Origin of the sequence: Pseudomonas lini, assembly GCF_001042905.1 — a bacterium.
Taxonomy (GTDB): domain Bacteria; phylum Pseudomonadota; class Gammaproteobacteria; order Pseudomonadales; family Pseudomonadaceae; genus Aquipseudomonas; species Aquipseudomonas lini.
Genome location: NZ_JYLB01000002.1, coordinates 18,210 through 34,479, shown reverse-complemented (window position 1 = coordinate 34,479; position 16,270 = coordinate 18,210). Strand labels below are relative to the sequence as shown.

The following is a 16,270-nucleotide window of genomic DNA, read 5'->3' as shown; positions in this document are numbered from 1 at the left end:
GCAAGTCTAACCGATGCAACAGGCAATCAACGAATTGAAGGCGATCAACCTTGGGCGACTGACGGTCTGCTATGTTAAAACTCTGCACTCGCTCAGCCTTTGTCCTACAGGATTCAGCATGCCGTTCTCCAACAAACCGCTCTCCGGTCTGAAAGTCATCGAATTGGGTACGTTGATTGCCGGGCCGTTTGCCTCGCGTATTTGCGGCGAGTTCGGCGCCGAAGTGATCAAGATCGAGTCCCCGGACGGCGGCGATCCGTTGCGCAAATGGCGCAAGTTGTATGAAGGCACTTCGCTGTGGTGGTTCGTTCAGGCGCGTAACAAGAAGTCTTTGACCCTGAATCTGAAACACCCGGACGGCCTGGAAATTCTGAAACAGCTGCTCAGCGAAGCGGACATCCTGATCGAGAATTTTCGCCCCGGCGTGCTGGAAAAGCTCGGCTTGGGCTGGGAAGTCTTGCATGCACTGAACCCGAAACTGGTGATGGTGCGGCTCTCAGGCTTTGGCCAGACCGGGCCAATGAAAGATCAGCCGGGCTTCGGTGCGGTCGGTGAATCGATGGGCGGCCTGCGCTACATCACCGGGTTCGAGGACCGGCCGCCAGTGCGCACCGGAATTTCCATCGGCGACTCGATTGCCGCGCTCTGGGGCGTGATCGGCGCACTGATGGCTTTGCGTCATCGCGAGGTCAACGGCGGCTTGGGCCAAGTGGTAGACGTGGCACTGTACGAAGCAATCTTCGCCATGATGGAAAGCATGGTCCCGGAATTCGACGTGTTCGGCTTCATCCGCGAACGCACCGGCAACATCATGCCGGGCATCACGCCCTCCTCCATTCACACCAGCGCCGACGGCAAACATGTACAGATCGGCGCCAATGGCGATGCGATCTTCAAGCGTTTCATGCTGATCATCGGTCGCGAAGACCTGGCCAACGACCCTGTGCTGGCCAGCAACGACGGACGCGATAGCCGTCGCGACGAGATTTACGGGGTGATCGATCGATGGGTCAACTCACTGCCGCTGGATGCGGTGATCGAGCAACTGAACCAGGCCGACGTTCCCGCCAGCCGAATCTTCAGTGCCGAAGACATGTTCAGTGATCCGCAGTACCTGGCCCGGGAAATGTTCTTGCAAGCCAAGCTGCCCGATGGCAAGGACTTCAAGATGCCCGGCATTGTGCCAAAACTCTCTGAGACGCCCGGCAGCTCCGAATGGGTCGGGCCGCAGTTGGGTGAACACAATGAGCAAGTACTCCACGACCTTGGCTATGACCCGGCACAGATCGCACGGTTGCGTGAAGACGGGGCCATCTAAGCTGAAGCGCCTGCTTTCATCAGTCATCGATTACGCCGGCATAGGTCGCGCGCTGACGGCGCTCGTGCTGTTGGCGGGGCTGATGTCCCCGGCCCAAGCGCAACCTAAAGAACATTTGCTCTGGCTGCTGCGCGATCTGCCGCCCGTGACGATCTTCGAAGGCCCGAAAAAAGGCCAGGGGGTTATCGATCAACTGATGCCGCTGTTGATCGCCGGCATGCCGCAATACGAACACACCCTGATGCGGGTCAATCGCGCCCGTGGCATGCAAATGCTCCATGAAAAATCCTTTACCTGCGACCCTTCGCTGATCTGGAGCGAGGAGCGCGAACAATGGATAGCCTTTTCCATTCCGGCTTTCCGGGCGGTCAGCAATGGGCTGGTGATTCGACGTGAAGATCGATCGGTGCTGGAGCCCTTTCTCATTGGCGATGAAGTCGATTTGAAAGCACTGTTGGCCAGCCGTCGAGAGAAAGTCGGTGTAGTCGCCGAGCGCCGTTACGGTCAGTTCCTCGACACGCTGCTGCAACAGGCACCGCCCGGTGTGCTGGCGCCTCACTACGGCAACAACGCCCTCGGCAGTCTGTTGCAGATGCAGCGCCTGGGTCGTTTGCAGGTGGTCTTGGGTTACTGGCCGGAAATCCGCTACCAGGCTCGTCAGGAACATATTGCCGACGATCAGTTAGAGTTTTATCCGGTCAAAGGCACGGGCAAATACCTGTCAGGGTACATCGGTTGCTCGAATACGCCCCAGGGGCGACAGGCAATCAGTGAAATCAATAAGCTATTGCGCGCCCTGCCCCGCGAGCGCCTGGACCCTCTGTACGCCGACTGGCTCGATCCGCAAAGACGCAAGGACTACCTGGAAGAAACCAGGGCCTTTTTCGAGCATCAGGCCGCGCAGTGACAAATCGCAGGCAAAAAGAAACCCCGAGAAGTGGGGAGACGACTCGGGGTTAAACGTGGCCTACATAAAGACCAGTGGCAACAAGCTACAAGCACCGGAGCACAATGCTTGATCCTGCTGTTACATGGTCTGACTGACCTTGGCGCAGGAAGGTTCCCACAAAAAACAATTCAATTTCGGCTTGCCAGGATCTTGTCCTGAGCAGCATTGCGCAACGCCGCGATGACACAGGGCTCCAGACGTCCTTCAGCGATCAGCACGTCGCGGTGCAGCCCGTCGACGACATCCGTCAGTAGTCGTTTATCGGTTAACTGGGCCTGATTGAACGCCCGTTCGACCACGATAGCGCCGCTCGTACTCTTCAATGTCACCAGGCATTCGCCATGGGCACCCGATGGGGTCAACTTGACCAGATACGGGCTTAGAGCCTCACCGAGCAATAGACTGATACTTTCCATCTCGATCACCACTCAATAGTCCGAAAACAAAGTGCCTGGGGCGTGTCCACAGTAAATGACCACAGGCCCGAGAAGAAAGTTCTGGATTCCAACGGCAGGCGCACCGGCGCCTCTGGTAGTTAGAGCATGCACGGTAAAGATGACAGTAAAAAAACAGCTGATCCGTGCTAAATGCCAGTCAGTGAAGAAGGATGTCAAGTGCAAAACCTGTGGCGAGGGGGCTTGCCCCCGTTGGACTGCGAAGCAGTCCTAAAACCTGCAACCTCATTCTGCCAAGCACACCGCACGCACCGGATTTGCGACTGCTTCGCAGCCGAACGGGGGCAAGCCCCCTCGCCACAAGTCTTGGCCTTCACTTAACTGACTGGCATTACCCTTCATGCCTGCCTCGTACGCTTGCCGATATCGCTCCATCCGCCCAGCAGTCCTCGCAATTGACCGTCCGCACTGTAGAACGGCACCGTCCACTGGTAGATGTCCCTGACGCCATCCTTGAACGTCAACTGACGTTCGCTGAAGCGGGTCTTGTGAGTACCGAGCTGGGCCATGAACTCGGCGTGCAGTTGCTCGGCGGTCTCTTTGGGCAAGACGTCGAGTTCGATCAATTGTCGCCCCTGAACCTGGTCGAAACGGGTCGACAAGCGCTCCTCATAACTTTTGTTGCACATGATCAAACGCCCTTCCAGATCACGCACGAACATCGGATCGGGCATGGCGTCTATCAACGCGTGCTGGAATGCGAGCTGGTCATTGAGGTCTTTCTCGGCGTCCCGACGTTGCTTGATCAGTGCAGCGAGCCGGCGGTTCCAAAGCAATGAGAGCAAGCCGAACAGACTAACGATGAATAGGCTCCAGCAACCCCACTGGGTTATCCGCTGCCAGGCCGAAGGGGCGTGTACCGGCGCGATTCCGTTCAGCCATTTCAACCGCATGGCGCGTAATTCGGCGGGTGGAAATGCCTCCAGCGCCTTGTTGAGGATGCTCAATAACTGCGGCTGTCCTTTGCGGACTGTCAAATGATCAGCCTCCCATTTGCCCTCCACCGCATGCCCGACCTTGAGCCGGCCCGAGGGGTAGAGCTGCGCTCCGATTTCGTTTTCAATGGTGGCGTAGGCCTCGCCACTTTCCACCAGTGCCCGGGCTTCGCCGTAGGTTTTGACCGAGCGCAGTTCGATCGCCGGGTAGTCACGACGAATCACACCCTCCAGGGCGTGCCGGGCCGGCAGTACCAGAACTCTTTTCGAAAGCTGTTCCAGCGACTGTAACGCTGGGGTGCCGGCCAGCCCCACGAGTACCCAGCCCGCCCCGCCGAACGCATGGCTGAAATCCAGAAACACCTTGCGCTCGTCATTCATTGCCAGCGTCGTGCTCATGTCCGCCGCGCCACTTTCCAGCCGCTCCAGCAGTTGGTCGGTGGAAAACGACTCTTCATGAACGAACCGCAGCCCTGTCATGGCGCTGATGCGGTTGAGCACATCGTTGTTCAAACCGCTCCAGTGACCGTGCTCATCCTTGAACAGATACAGCGGGTACTGCGCCGACGCGACGATAACCATCGGGTGTTCAGCAATCCATTGCCGCTCCTGAGCGTCCAACTCAATGCGTGCGACGGCAGCTGACTCCCGCGATTCATGTGTCGCCAATTGCACGGCCTTTACCCATTGCCCAAAGCCCAGGGCGCCCAATAAAAACATCCAGCACACGGCTGGTTTAAACCCTCTGAAAAACAGCATTGCCACTTCCTTGGTGATCGTCTCGCCCGTCCTTCATGGGCGGCTCTTCTTTTACGAAACCCGACAAGTGTGGCATGCAGAAATGAGAAAGCCCGTCAGGAGACGGGCTTCAAAATGTGACAGCTTTTACCGGTTACAGCGGCTTGCCGCGGTTGCCATGCTGACTGACAAAGGCCTGCACGGCTTTCAGGTCGTTCGGTAATACGGTGCAACGCTCATCTCGTTCAAACAAATCAGAAAGATGTGCAGGTAGTTCGAGCGCTTTTCCTACGCCGGCTTTTTCCACTGCGTCCGGGAATTTGACCGGATGGGCCGTGCCGAGGATCACCATCGGGATATCCAGGCTGCGACGGCATTCGCGCGCGGCCTTCACGCCGATGGCAGTGTGCGGGTCCAGCAGCTCGCCGGTTTGCTCAAAGACTTCGGCAATGGTTTCGCACGTTTGGGCGTCGTCCACGGCCAGCGAATCGAACAGTTTGCGTGCCTCGGTCCAGCGTTCCTCTTCGACGCTGAAACCGCCGCCCTGCTTGAAGGTGTCCATCAAACCGGCAATCGCCGCGCCGTTGCGACCGTGCAGGTCGAACAGCAGGCGTTCGAAGTTCGACGACACCATGATGTCCATGGACGGCGACAACGTGGCGTGCAGGGTTTCCTTGACGTACTGATTGCCGCTCATGAAGCGGTGCAGGATGTCGTTGCGGTTGGTGGCGACGATCAACTGGTTGATCGGCAGGCCCATGTTGCGCGCCAGGTAACCGGCGAAGATATCGCCGAAGTTGCCGGTCGGCACCGAGAACGATACCGAACGCGCCGGGCCACCCAATTGCAGGGCTGCGTGGAAGTAGTAAACGATCTGGGCCATGATCCGTGCCCAGTTGATCGAGTTCACCGCCACCAGGCGCGTGCCCTTGAGGAAGCTCTGGTCGGCGAAGCTGGCCTTGACCATTTCCTGGCAATCATCGAAGTTGCCTTCGATGGCGATGTTATGGATGTTCTCGCCGAAGATGGTGGTCATCTGGCGACGCTGCACTTCAGACACACGGTTGTGCGGGTGCAGGATGAAGATGTCGACGTTTTCGCAGTGCTTGCAACCTTCGATCGCCGCCGAACCGGTGTCGCCGGAGGTAGCGCCAACAATCACCACGCGCTCGCCGCGCTTTTCCAGCACGTAGTCGAGCAGACGACCCAGCAATTGCAGGGCGAAGTCTTTGAACGCCAGGGTCGGGCCGTGGAACAGTTCCAGCACCCATTCATTGCCATTCAGCTGACGCAGTGGCGCAACGGCGTTGTGGGAAAACACGCCATACGTTTCTTCAAGAATTTTTTTGAAATCGGCATCGGGGATGCTGCCGGTCACGAACGGGCGCATCACCCGGAAGGCCAGCTCGTGATACGGCAGGCCGGCCCAGGAAGCGATCTCTTCCTGGGTGAAACGTGGCAGGTTTTCCGGGACATACAGACCGCCGTCGGTGGCGAGACCGGCCAGCAGGACATCTTCGAAATTCAGGGCCGGTGCCTGGCCGCGGGTACTGATATAACGCATGACTGGCTCCAATAGACAGTGTTCGCAATGCCGGGCCCGCGTGCGAGCCCGGTGAACGATAACGGCTTAGTTCAGGTGCTCGACGCGGATCCGTACGACCGGGCCGACCACGCCTTCCAAGGCTTCCAGGGCGGTGATCGCGTCGTTCATGTGCTGTTCCAGCACACGGTGCGTCAGCAGGATCATTGGCACCAGACCGTCATGCTCTTCGACTTCTTTCTGCATGATCGATTCGATGTTGATGCCGCGCTCCGACAGGATGCTCGCCACCTGAGCCAACACGCCCGGATGGTCCTTGGCCTGAATGCGCAGGTAGTACGAGCTTTCGCAGGCTTCGATCGGCAGGATCGGATGGGCCGACAGCGAATCCGGCTGGAAAGCCAGGTGCGGCACGCGGTTTTCCGGGTCGGAGGTCATGGCGCGAACCACGTCCACCAGATCGGCGATCACCGACGAAGCGGTCGGCTCCATGCCGGCGCCGGCGCCGTAGAACAGGGTCGAACCGGCGGCGTCACCGTTGACCATCACCGCGTTCATCACGCCGTTGACGTTGGCGATCAAGCGATCGGCCGGGATCAGCGTCGGGTGCACACGCAGCTCGATACCGGCCGCGGTGCTGCGCGCCACGCCCAGGTGCTTGATGCGATAGCCCAGCGCTTCGGCGTAGTTCACGTCAGCGGTGGTCAGCTTGGTGATGCCTTCGGTGTAGGCCTTGTCGAATTGCAGCGGAATGCCGAACGCGATGGACGCCAGGATCGTCAGCTTGTGGGCTGCGTCGATGCCTTCGACGTCGAAGGTCGGATCGGCTTCGGCGTAACCCAGGGCTTGCGCCTCGGCGAGTACGTCTTCGAAGGTGCGACCCTTCTCACGCATTTCGGTGAGGATGAAGTTGCCGGTGCCGTTGATGATGCCCGCAACCCAGTTGATGCGGTTGGCAGACAAACCTTCACGGATCGCTTTGATCACCGGGATGCCGCCGGCCACGGCCGCTTCGAACGCCACAATGACGCCCTTCTCGCGAGCCTTGGCGAAAATTTCATTACCGTGAACGGCGATAAGCGCCTTGTTCGCGGTGACCACATGCTTGCCATTCTCGATGGCCTTGAGTACCAGCTCGCGGGCAACGGTGTAGCCGCCCATCAGCTCTATAACGATGTCGATCTCAGGGTTCGTGGCCACTTCGAACACATCGTTGGTAATCGCAATACCGGTCGTCTGGAACTGAGGCTTTGGCGTGCGCATGGCAATTTGTGCCACTTCGATTCCACGCCCGGCACGACGAGCAATTTCCTCGGCGTTGCGCTGAAGTACGTTGAAGGTACCGCCACCGACGGTCCCTAACCCACAGATGCCTACTTTGACCGGTTTCACTGTGAACTCCCCATAAAACGGCCGACTCAAGGCCGGCCGTGAAAACAACCGCATACTCGCGGCTCTCTATTAATGGCCCGACAATGTTGCCGCCAGACCATGATCGTCAAGGCTGACCGTGACGATGCGAAACTATTTCGCGCCCAGTGCCAGTTTGGCGACTTGTGGCGCAGGCTGGTAGCCCGGAATGACCTGTCCGTCGGCCAAAACGATGGCCGGTGTACCGTTCACGCCAATCGACTGACCGAGGGCGAACTGTTTGGAAACCGGGTTCTCGCACTTGGCGGCCTTGATTTCCTTGCCATCGACCATTTTGTCCATGGCGGCTTTCTTGTCCTTGGAGCACCACACGGCCTGCAGTTGTTCGTCACCCGGCGAGCCCAGGCCCTGGCGCGGGAACGCAACATAACGCACTTCGATACCCAGCTTGTTCAGCTCCGGCACTTCGGCGTGCAGCTTGTGGCAATACGGGCAGGTGGTGTCGGTGAAGACAGTGATGTGCGACTTGGTTTCGCCGATGGCCGGGTAGACCACGGTTTCAGCCACTGGAATGCTGTTGATCAGTTTTGAAATGCCCAGACGCTCGGTTTTCTCGGTCAGGTTGACCGGTTTGCCGTCCTTGAGCTGGAACATGTAGCCCTGAACAACGTATTGGCCGTCGGCGCTGGCATAGAGCACGCGACTGCCCTTGAGTTTGACTTCGTACAGACCTGGCAGCGGGCTGGCGGTGATGGTTTCGACCGGCACGTCGAGATTGAGGTTTTCCAGGCTTTTACGAATGGCTTTGTCGGCCGCGTCATCGGCGACGGCAAAGGTGCTGACCAACGCAATGGCTGCGGCGGCGAAAATCTGGGTCAGACGCATGAGAACTCCTGAAGGCGGACAAATGGGACGATCAGAACACCCGTGCCGAAACACCGGGTCATAACCGCCCATCGTACAAACCGGCAAAGCCTACCACATAAGGCCCCCGTGGCGAGGGGGCTTGCCCCCGTTGGGTTGCGCAGCAGCCCCAAAATCTGTCACCCGATTTCATCAGATCGACCGCGAAACCCGGTTTACGACTGCTGCGCAGCCGAACGGGGGCAAGCCCCTTCACCACAGGTCAGCATTTCCATTCCAGGAGCTGCGCTAGCCGCGCGGGTGATGTTTGGCGTGCAGGTCCTGCAACCGTGCGCGGGCGACGTGAGTATAGATCTGGGTGGTCGAGAGATCGCTGTGGCCGAGCAGCATTTGCACCACCCGCAAGTCAGCACCGTGGTTGAGCAAGTGCGTGGCGAAGGCATGACGCAGGGTGTGTGGCGACAGCGACTTGCCAATACCCGCGACCTTGGCCTGGTGCTTGATGCGATGCCAGAAGGTCTGGCGGGTCATCTGCTCGCCACGCAGACTGGGGAACAGCACATCGCTGGGACGCCCGCCCAGCAGCTCGCCACGGGCATCGCGCATGTAGCGCTCGATCCAGACAATCGCCTCCTCGCCCATCGGCACCAGCCGCTCCTTGCTGCCCTTGCCCATCACCCGCAGCACGCCTTGGCGCAGGTTGACCTGCTCCAGCGTCAGGCTGATCAGTTCCGTGACCCGCAAACCACAGGCATAAAGCACCTCAAGCATGGCGCGGTCACGCTGACCGATGGCTTCGCTCAGATCTGGCGCGGCCAGTAGCGCTTCCACATCGGCTTCCGACAAGGATTTAGGCAATGGCCTACCCAGTTGCGGCATATCGACGCGCAAGGTCGGATCGACCGCGATCAGCTTTTCCCGCAGCAAATAGCGATAGAAACCACGCACACCGGAAAGAAATCGCGCCGTAGAACGGGGTTTGTAGTTTTGCTCCAGGCGCCAGGCCAAGTGATCGAGGATCAACTCGCGACCGGCGTTGATCAGCTCCAGGCCCTTTTCCTGCAACCAGCCGTTGAACAAGGCCAGGTCACTGCGATAGGCATCGCGGGTGTTATCGGAAAGGCCTTTTTCCAGCCACAAGGCGTCGAGGAACTGGTCTATCAGGGGATGATCGATGGCAGGCATGGAGTCTCAGACAGGCAGGCGTAAGGCCGCGAAAAATGAAGAGTCTTTCATAGCACGTTGGCAGTGAACATAAAATTCAGGCACAAAAAAAGCATCCCCTGCGGGATGCTTCTTTTTTGCGTGAGGCGCTCAGCTTATTGTTGAGCCGGTTCGTTTTGCCCCAGGATCAACTTGCCTTCCTTGTCGACCGGAATCTGGTTGCCCGGATCGCGATCCATCCGCACTTTGCCTTCCTTGCCATCCAGTGAATAACGAACGTCGTAGCCTACAACCTTGTCACTGATGTCATTGACCGTGTTGCAGCGAGTTTGAGTGGTGGTGTAGGTATCACGCTCCTGCATGCCTTCCTGCACCTTGTTACCCGCATAACCACCGCCGACCGCACCGGCCACTGTGGCGATTTTCTTGCCTGTACCGCCGCCAATCTGGTTGCCCAACAGGCCACCCGCCAGCGCGCCGACCACCGTACCGGCGATCTGGTGTTGATCTTTCACCGGCGCTTGCCGGGTTACTGCAACGTCCTTGCATACTTCACGTGGCGTCTTGATTTGTGTCTTGACCGGTTCAACGGCCAGCACTTGCGCATACTCAGGGCCGCTTTTTTTGACCAGGCTGTAGGTGGCAACTGCACCCCCGGCCGTCACTCCAACAGCACCCAATACTGCACCAACCAGCATCGACTTGTTCACATGAACCTCCTGACCATCACATGCGGGACATGCCCGCGCTTCTCCTAGCCTTGGAGCATAAAAAAAGGCGCGAGTTCAATACTCGCGCCTTCTCGGCCTACAGCTGGAAAAGCGATAACCGTTATGGACGGTCGTCGACTTCCGTCTCGGCCACCGCAGCAGGAATCAGGTCTTCGCTGCTCAGGTTCAGCCAGATCAGCACCACGTTCGCGATGTAGATCGACGAGTAAGTACCCGCCAGAACACCGATGAACAGGGCAATGGAGAAGCCAAACAGGTTGTCGCCACCGAAGAACAACAGGGCCGCGATCGCCAGCAAAGTGGAGATCGACGTCGCCATGGTCCGCAGCAGGGTTTGCGTGGTCGAGATGTTGATGTTCTCGATCAGGCTGGCCTTGCGCAGTACCCGGAAGTTCTCACGAACCCGGTCGAATACCACGATGGTGTCGTTGAGCGAGTAACCGATGATCGCCAGCACCGCCGCCAGTACCGTCAGGTCGAAGGTGATCTGGAAGAACGACAGGATACCGATGGTCACGATCACGTCGTGGATCAAGGATACGATCGCACCGACCGCAAACTTCCACTGAAAGCGGAAAGCCAGGTAGATCAGAATGCCGCCCAGCGCCATCAGCATGCCGAGGCCGCCCTGATCGCGCAGCTCTTCACCGACCTGAGGGCCGACGAATTCGACACGCTTGACCGTCGCCGGGTTGTCGCCGCCGACTTTCAGCAGCGCTTCTGCCACTTGATGACCCAGCTGCGGGTCTTCACCCGGCATGCGCACCAGCAAATCGGTAGTCGCACCGAAGCTCTGTACGATTGCCTCGTGATAACCCGACGTAACCAGCTGTTCACGCACCTTGGTGACGTCGGCTGGACGCTCGTAGGTCAGCTCGATGAGCGTACCGCCGGTGAAGTCCAGGCCCCAGTTCATGCCCTTGGTGGCGACACTGAACAGAGCCAGAACCGTAAGGAACAATGTGACGCCGAACGCAACGTTGCGAACGCCCATGAAGTTGATTGTACGTAACATGGCAGCCCCTTAAATCCACAACTTCTTGAAGTCACGACCGCCGAAGATCAGGTTGACCATCGCGCGGGTCACCATGATGGCCGTGAACATCGAGGTAAAGATCCCGAGGGACATAGTCACTGCGAAGCCTTTGACCGGGCCGGTGCCCATGGCAAAGAGAATCCCGCCGACCAACAAGGTTGTCAGGTTGGCGTCGAGAATCGCGGTGAATGCCCGGCCGAAGCCTTCGTTGATTGCCCGCTGCACGCTCATGCCGGCCGCGATCTCTTCACGTATCCGCGAGAAGATCAGTACGTTGGCGTCGACCGCCATACCCATGGTCAACACGATACCGGCGATACCCGGCAGGGTCAGCGTTGCACCCAGCAGCGACATCAAGGCCAGCAGCATCACCATGTTCACCGTCAGCGCGACGGTGGCGATGAGGCCGAAGAAGCGGTAGATGGCCATGATGAACAGCGAGACAAACAGCATGCCCCACAGCGATGCATCGATACCTTTGGTGATGTTGTCGGCACCCAGGCTTGGGCCGATGGTACGTTCTTCAGCGAAGTACATCGGGGCCGCCAGACCACCGGCACGCAGCAGCAGCGCCAGTTCGGACGACTCGCCCTGGCCGTTCAGGCCAGTGATGCGGAACTGGGCACCCAGTGGCGACTGGATGGTCGCCAGGCTGATGATCTTCTTCTCTTCTTTAAACGTCTGAACCGGCACGTCTTTCTCGACGCCGTTGACCACTTGCTTGACGTAAGTGGTGACAGGACGTTGTTCGATGAAGATCACCGCCATGCTGCGACCGACGTTGTTGCGAGTCGCACGACTCATCAGCTCGCCACCATGGCCATCCAGACGGATGTTCACTTCTGGCGTGCCTTGCTCGCCGAAGCCAGCCTTGGCGTCAGTCACCTGGTCACCGGTGATGATCAAGCCGCGCTCGATCAGCGCCGCAGGACGATTGCCTTCACGGAACTCGAACGATTCGGAAGTGGCTTTCGAAGCGCCTGGCTCAGCCGCCAGACGGAACTCAAGGTTGGCCGTCTTGCCGAGGATACGTTTGGCTTCTGCAGTGTCTTGCACGCCCGGCAGCTCAACCACGATGCGGTTGGCGCCCTGGCGCTGAACGATAGGTTCGGCAACACCCAGCTCGTTGACGCGGTTACGTACCGTGGTCAAGTTCTGCTTGATGGAGTATTCGCGGATTTCCGCCAGCTTGGCCGGGGTCATCGCCAGACGCAGTACCGGTTGGCCATTGAGGTCGGCCGGAACAATGTCGAAATCGTTGAAGTTCTTGCGGATCAGCACACGGGCCTGTTCGCGGGCCGCTTCATCAGTGAAGCCCAGCTGAATGGCACCGCCCACTTGCGGCAGGCTGCGATAGCGCAGTTTCTCTTTGCGCAACAGGCTCTTGACGTCGCCTTCGTAGACTTTCAGGCGTGCGTCGAGGGCTTTGTCCATGTCCACTTCCAGCAGGAAGTGCACACCACCGGACAAGTCCAGACCCAGCTTCATCGGGTGCGCGCCAAGGCTGCGCAGCCATTGCGGGGTGGTTTGTGCCAGGTTCAGTGCAACGACGTAGTCATCACCCAATGCCTTGCGCACGACGTCTTTGGCTGGCAGCTGATCTTCAGCCTTGGTCAGACGGATCAGACCGCCCTTGCCGCCCGCAGCCAAAGTGGCCGCCTTGACGTTGATCCCGGATTCCTTGAGCGCGGTGCTCACACGATCCAGATCAGCCTGAGTAACCTGCAGTGCAGTGCTTGCACCGCTGACCTGAATGGCCGGGTCATCAGGGTATAGATTGGGAGCGGAATAAATCAGACCGATCGCCAGCACCGCCAGGATCAGAATGTATTTCCACAGAGGGTATTTGTTCAGCATCACGCCGCCCGCTTATGACGCGGGGCGCCTTGCGCGCCCCGTCGATTGAGTAGAAGTTGAAACTTAGATCGCTTTGAGCGTGCCTTTTGGCAGCGTGGCGGCGATGGCGCCTTTCTGGAATTTCATTTCGACGGTGTCGGAGACTTCCAGAACAACGAAGTCATCGGACACTTTGGTGATCTTGCCGGCGATACCACCGGTGGTCACAACTTCGTCACCTTTTTGCAGGCTGCCCAGCAGGGTTTTCTGCTCTTTGGCGCGCTTGGCCTGTGGACGCCAGATCATCAGGTAGAAGATGACCAGGAAACCGACCAGGAAAATCCACTCAAAGCCGCCGCCCATTGGGCCAGCAGCAGGTGCAGCGGCGTCAGCCATGGCGTTAGAGATAAAAAAGCTCATTTAGCACTCCAGTTGCAAATGTTGAATCTTGGGGTCAGAAAACTCAGTCCAAAGGCGGAACAGGTAACCCGCGTTTGGCGTAGAAGGCATCGACAAAGGCGGCCAATGTACCCTGTTGAATAGCCTCGCGCAAACCAGCCATAAGCACCTGGTAATGGCGCAAATTGTGGATGGTATTCAACATGCTACCCAGCATTTCGCCGCACTTGTCCAGATGATGCAGATAAGCACGGGAGAAGTTCTGGCAGGTGTAGCAATCGCAGGTCGGATCCAGCGGCGAATCATCATGGCGATGGAACGCGTTACGGATCTTCAGCACGCCTGTATCAATGAACAGATGCCCATTGCGGGCATTACGGGTTGGCATCACGCAATCGAACATGTCCACACCGCGGCGCACACCCTCAACCAGATCTTCCGGTTTGCCAACGCCCATAAGGTAACGAGGTTTGTCAGCCGGCATCTGGCCTGGCAGGTAATCCAGCACCTTGATCATCTCGTGCTTGGGCTCGCCCACCGACAGACCGCCGATGGCCAGGCCATCGAAGCCGATCTTGTCGAGGCCTTCCAGGGAGCGCATGCGCAGATCCTGGTGCATGCCACCCTGCACGATGCCGAACAGCGCCGCCGTGTTATCGCCATGGGCGTTTTTCGAACGCTGGGCCCAGCGCAGCGACAGTTCCATCGATACGCGAGCGACGTCTTCGTCAGCCGGGTACGGGGTGCACTCGTCGAAAATCATCACGATGTCCGAGCCCAGATCGCGCTGGACCTGCATCGACTCTTCCGGCCCCATGAACACTTTGGCGCCGTCGACAGGAGAAGCGAAGGTCACGCCCTCCTCCTTGATCTTGCGCATGGCGCCCAGGCTGAACACCTGAAAACCGCCGGAATCTGTAAGAATCGGGCCTTTCCACTGCATGAAATCGTGCAGGTCGCCGTGCTTCTTGATCACTTCGGTGCCAGGACGCAGCCACAAGTGGAAGGTGTTACCCAGAATGATTTCCGCGCCCGTAGCGGTGATATCCCGCGGCAACATGCCCTTGACCGTGCCATACGTGCCCACCGGCATGAACGCCGGGGTCTCGACGGTACCGCGCGGGAAGGTCAAACGACCGCGACGAGCCTTGCCGTCGGTAGCAAGTAACTCAAACGACATACGACTTTGGCGACTCATTCTGTTTCCTCGGGGCCACGTGGTGCGGGGTTACGGGTGATAAACATCGCATCACCGTAGCTGAAAAAGCGGTATTCGTTGTCGACGGCGGCTTTATAGGCGGCCATGGTCTCGGGATAACCGGCGAATGCCGAAACCAGCATCAACAACGTGGATTCAGGCAAATGGAAGTTGGTGACCAGGGCATCGACCACATGAAACGGCCGACCCGGGTAGATAAAAATGTCAGTGTCGCCACTGAACGGCTTGAGCACGCCATCGCGCGCGGCACTTTCCAGAGAACGCACGCTGGTGGTCCCCACGGCCACCACGCGACCACCGCGAGCGCGGCAGGCTTCGACGGCATCGACCACGTCCTGACCGACTTCCAGCCACTCACTGTGCATGTGGTGGTCTTCAATCTTCTCGACCCGCACCGGTTGAAAGGTGCCGGCGCCGACGTGCAAGGTCACGAACGCGGTCTCGATGCCCTTGGCGGCAATCGCTTCCATCAGCGGCTGATCAAAATGCAGCCCCGCCGTCGGCGCCGCCACCGCGCCCAAGCGCTCGGCGTACACCGTCTGATAACGCTCGCGGTCCGAGCCTTCATCCGGGCGATCTATATAAGGAGGCAACGGCATGTGCCCGACGCGATCAAGCAGCGGCAACACCTCTTCGGCAAACCCCAGCTCGAACAACGCATCGTGACGCGCCAGCATCTCGGCTTCGCCACCGCCGTCGATCAGGATCTTCGAACCCGGTTTCGGCGACTTGCTGGAACGCACATGGGCCAGCACGCGATGACTGTCGAGCACCCGCTCCACCAGGATTTCCAGCTTGCCGCCGGAAGCCTTCTGGCCAAACAGCCGCGCCGGAATCACCCGGGTATTGTTGAACACCATCAAATCGCCCGGGCGCAAATGCTCAAGCAAATCAGTGAATTGACGGTGTGCCAGGGCGCCGCTGACCCCGTCCAGGGTCAACAGGCGACTACCGCGACGCTCGGCCAAAGGATGGCGAGCAATCAGCGAATCAGGGAGCTCAAAGGTAAAGTCAGCAACGCGCATGATGGGGTTCGTCTAGCAGGGCCGGGAAGTCTAGCGGAAATATCAAAAATTCTCCATGTACCTGATTGACCGACGGTTATCTCATCTCTATACTTCGCCGCCATTGAGCCCTGATGGCGGAATTGGTAGACGCGGCGGATTCAAAATCCGTTTTCGCAAGAAGTGGGAGTTCGAGTCTCCCTCGGGGCACCAAAATTAAGAAAGGTCTTGCTTTGCAAGGCCTTTTTTTTCGCCTGTAGAAAAGTGATCTCGCCCCGCCGCCGCGTAGGAGCTGCCGAAGGCTGCGATCTTTTGATCTTGCTTTTCAACGCCACAACCCGAAACCGCTCGGCTAACGAATCAAGGATTCACACAATGGAATTGCCACTGGAAACCGTTGCCCTTTTCGCCTTCAAGCTGGCTTACGAGATGGAAGGTGAAAGTCCGATTTTGCGGGATGATCCGATCATGAGTGATTATGAGCGGGAGGTGTTTGGGTTGCTGGTGCGTCGGGGGGATGTTGAGGGGATTCAGTTTAGGGTGATGCATTGTGTGGGTTTGGCAATGGAAGCTTTAGGCGGTGTTGATACGCCGCTAGGGCGTGAACTGCATCGGCTGTCAGCTGATTTCAGTCATGCGCAGACGCTGGAGCAGCTTAATGCACCACTCATTGCGCTTAAGGATTACTTGAAAGATATTCTATAACTG

The 16,270-nt window shown here is 58.5% G+C and carries 15 protein-coding genes and 1 tRNA gene; 4 read left to right on the top strand and 12 right to left on the bottom strand.

What is annotated here, in order from left to right; all coding sequences use genetic code 11:
- Positions 1-118: 118 nt before the first annotated feature.
- Positions 119-1,318, top strand: coding sequence for a CaiB/BaiF CoA transferase family protein (locus tag TU81_RS04500; RefSeq protein WP_048393708.1), 1,200 nt, complete (start codon positions 119-121; stop codon positions 1,316-1,318).
- Positions 1,299-2,225, top strand: a complete 927-nt coding sequence (locus tag TU81_RS04495) for a TIGR02285 family protein (RefSeq protein WP_048393705.1) — start codon at positions 1,299-1,301, stop codon at positions 2,223-2,225. Before TU81_RS04500 ends, TU81_RS04495 begins: the two co-directional genes overlap by 20 nt.
- A 170-nt stretch (positions 2,226-2,395) precedes the next feature.
- On the opposite strand, the gene TU81_RS04490 is transcribed toward TU81_RS04495, so the two are convergent.
- The 12 genes from TU81_RS04490 to queA form a co-directional block, all read right to left on the bottom strand.
- Positions 2,396-2,683: a DUF3509 domain-containing protein gene (locus tag TU81_RS04490; protein WP_008014014.1), complete on the bottom strand. Its 288-nt coding sequence runs from the start codon at positions 2,681-2,683 to the stop codon at positions 2,396-2,398.
- A gap of 377 nt (positions 2,684-3,060) precedes the next feature.
- Positions 3,061-4,416 carry a transporter substrate-binding domain-containing protein gene (locus TU81_RS04485; protein ID WP_048393703.1) on the bottom strand — a complete coding sequence of 452 codons (1,356 nt, stop codon included), beginning with the start codon at positions 4,414-4,416 and terminating at the stop codon, positions 3,061-3,063.
- A gap of 133 nt (positions 4,417-4,549) precedes the next feature.
- The gene (gene thrC, locus TU81_RS04480) at positions 4,550-5,959 is read right to left on the bottom strand and encodes a threonine synthase (protein ID WP_038979090.1); all 1,410 of its coding nucleotides are present in this window, start codon (positions 5,957-5,959) and stop codon (positions 4,550-4,552) included.
- Between the two features lie 66 nt (positions 5,960-6,025).
- Positions 6,026-7,330 carry a homoserine dehydrogenase gene (locus tag TU81_RS04475; RefSeq protein WP_038980216.1) on the bottom strand — a complete coding sequence of 435 codons (1,305 nt, stop codon included), beginning with the start codon at positions 7,328-7,330 and terminating at the stop codon, positions 6,026-6,028.
- A 132-nt stretch (positions 7,331-7,462) separates the two neighbouring features.
- Positions 7,463-8,194, bottom strand: coding sequence for a bifunctional protein-disulfide isomerase/oxidoreductase DsbC (gene dsbC / locus TU81_RS04470; RefSeq protein WP_038979089.1), 732 nt, complete (start codon positions 8,192-8,194; stop codon positions 7,463-7,465).
- Positions 8,195-8,461: 267 nt separating this feature from the next.
- Positions 8,462-9,358, bottom strand: coding sequence for a site-specific tyrosine recombinase XerD (gene xerD, locus TU81_RS04465; RefSeq protein WP_038979088.1), 897 nt, complete (start codon positions 9,356-9,358; stop codon positions 8,462-8,464).
- Between the two features lie 134 nt (positions 9,359-9,492).
- Positions 9,493-10,047, bottom strand: coding sequence for a glycine zipper 2TM domain-containing protein (locus TU81_RS04460; RefSeq protein WP_038979087.1), 555 nt, complete (start codon positions 10,045-10,047; stop codon positions 9,493-9,495).
- A 121-nt stretch (positions 10,048-10,168) separates the two neighbouring features.
- On the bottom strand, positions 10,169-11,083 hold the full coding sequence (gene secF, locus TU81_RS04455; protein ID WP_038979086.1) for a protein translocase subunit SecF: 915 nt from the start codon (positions 11,081-11,083) through the stop codon (positions 10,169-10,171).
- A gap of 9 nt (positions 11,084-11,092) precedes the next feature.
- The gene (gene secD, locus TU81_RS04450; RefSeq protein WP_038979085.1) at positions 11,093-12,961 is read right to left on the bottom strand and encodes a protein translocase subunit SecD; all 1,869 of its coding nucleotides are present in this window, start codon (positions 12,959-12,961) and stop codon (positions 11,093-11,095) included.
- A gap of 63 nt (positions 12,962-13,024) precedes the next feature.
- On the bottom strand, positions 13,025-13,360 hold the full coding sequence (gene yajC, locus TU81_RS04445; protein WP_007903559.1) for a preprotein translocase subunit YajC: 336 nt from the start codon (positions 13,358-13,360) through the stop codon (positions 13,025-13,027).
- A 43-nt stretch (positions 13,361-13,403) separates the two neighbouring features.
- Positions 13,404-14,519, bottom strand: a complete 1,116-nt coding sequence (gene tgt / locus TU81_RS04440) for a tRNA guanosine(34) transglycosylase Tgt (protein WP_162130630.1) — start codon at positions 14,517-14,519, stop codon at positions 13,404-13,406.
- Positions 14,520-14,533: 14 nt separating this feature from the next.
- Entirely contained in the window at positions 14,534-15,583 is a 1,050-nt protein-coding gene (queA, locus tag TU81_RS04435; protein WP_048393697.1) for a tRNA preQ1(34) S-adenosylmethionine ribosyltransferase-isomerase QueA, read from the bottom strand.
- 107 nt (positions 15,584-15,690) lie between these two features.
- Here queA and TU81_RS04430 point away from each other — a divergent pair.
- Both TU81_RS04430 and TU81_RS04425 read left to right on the top strand, forming a co-directional pair.
- A tRNA-Leu gene (locus TU81_RS04430) sits at positions 15,691-15,775 on the top strand.
- A 162-nt stretch (positions 15,776-15,937) separates the two neighbouring features.
- A complete protein-coding gene (locus TU81_RS04425) occupies positions 15,938-16,267 on the top strand; it encodes a hypothetical protein (RefSeq protein ID WP_048393696.1) in 330 nt (109 codons plus the stop codon).
- Positions 16,268-16,270 lie beyond the last annotated feature (3 nt).

Excerpts from the sequence above, each read along its gene's own strand:
- secF (WP_038979086.1), bottom strand. The coding sequence starts at position 11,083 with ATGTTACGTACAATCAACTTCATGGGCGTTCGCAACGTTGCGTTCGGC.
- TU81_RS04490 (WP_008014014.1), bottom strand. The coding sequence starts at position 2,683 with ATGGAAAGTATCAGTCTATTGCTCGGTGAGGCTCTAAGCCCGTATCTG.
- yajC (WP_007903559.1), bottom strand. The coding sequence starts at position 13,360 with ATGAGCTTTTTTATCTCTAACGCCATGGCTGACGCCGCTGCACCTGCT.
- secD (WP_038979085.1), bottom strand. The coding sequence starts at position 12,961 with ATGCTGAACAAATACCCTCTGTGGAAATACATTCTGATCCTGGCGGTG.
- xerD (WP_038979088.1), bottom strand. The coding sequence starts at position 9,358 with ATGCCTGCCATCGATCATCCCCTGATAGACCAGTTCCTCGACGCCTTG.
- queA (WP_048393697.1), bottom strand. The coding sequence starts at position 15,583 with ATGCGCGTTGCTGACTTTACCTTTGAGCTCCCTGATTCGCTGATTGCT.
- TU81_RS04425 (WP_048393696.1), top strand. The coding sequence starts at position 15,938 with ATGGAATTGCCACTGGAAACCGTTGCCCTTTTCGCCTTCAAGCTGGCT.
- TU81_RS04500 (WP_048393708.1), top strand. The coding sequence starts at position 119 with ATGCCGTTCTCCAACAAACCGCTCTCCGGTCTGAAAGTCATCGAATTG.
- TU81_RS04485 (WP_048393703.1), bottom strand. The coding sequence starts at position 4,416 with ATGCTGTTTTTCAGAGGGTTTAAACCAGCCGTGTGCTGGATGTTTTTA.
- dsbC (WP_038979089.1), bottom strand. The coding sequence starts at position 8,194 with ATGCGTCTGACCCAGATTTTCGCCGCCGCAGCCATTGCGTTGGTCAGC.
- tgt (WP_162130630.1), bottom strand. The coding sequence starts at position 14,519 with ATGTCGTTTGAGTTACTTGCTACCGACGGCAAGGCTCGTCGCGGTCGT.
- thrC (WP_038979090.1), bottom strand. The coding sequence starts at position 5,959 with ATGCGTTATATCAGTACCCGCGGCCAGGCACCGGCCCTGAATTTCGAA.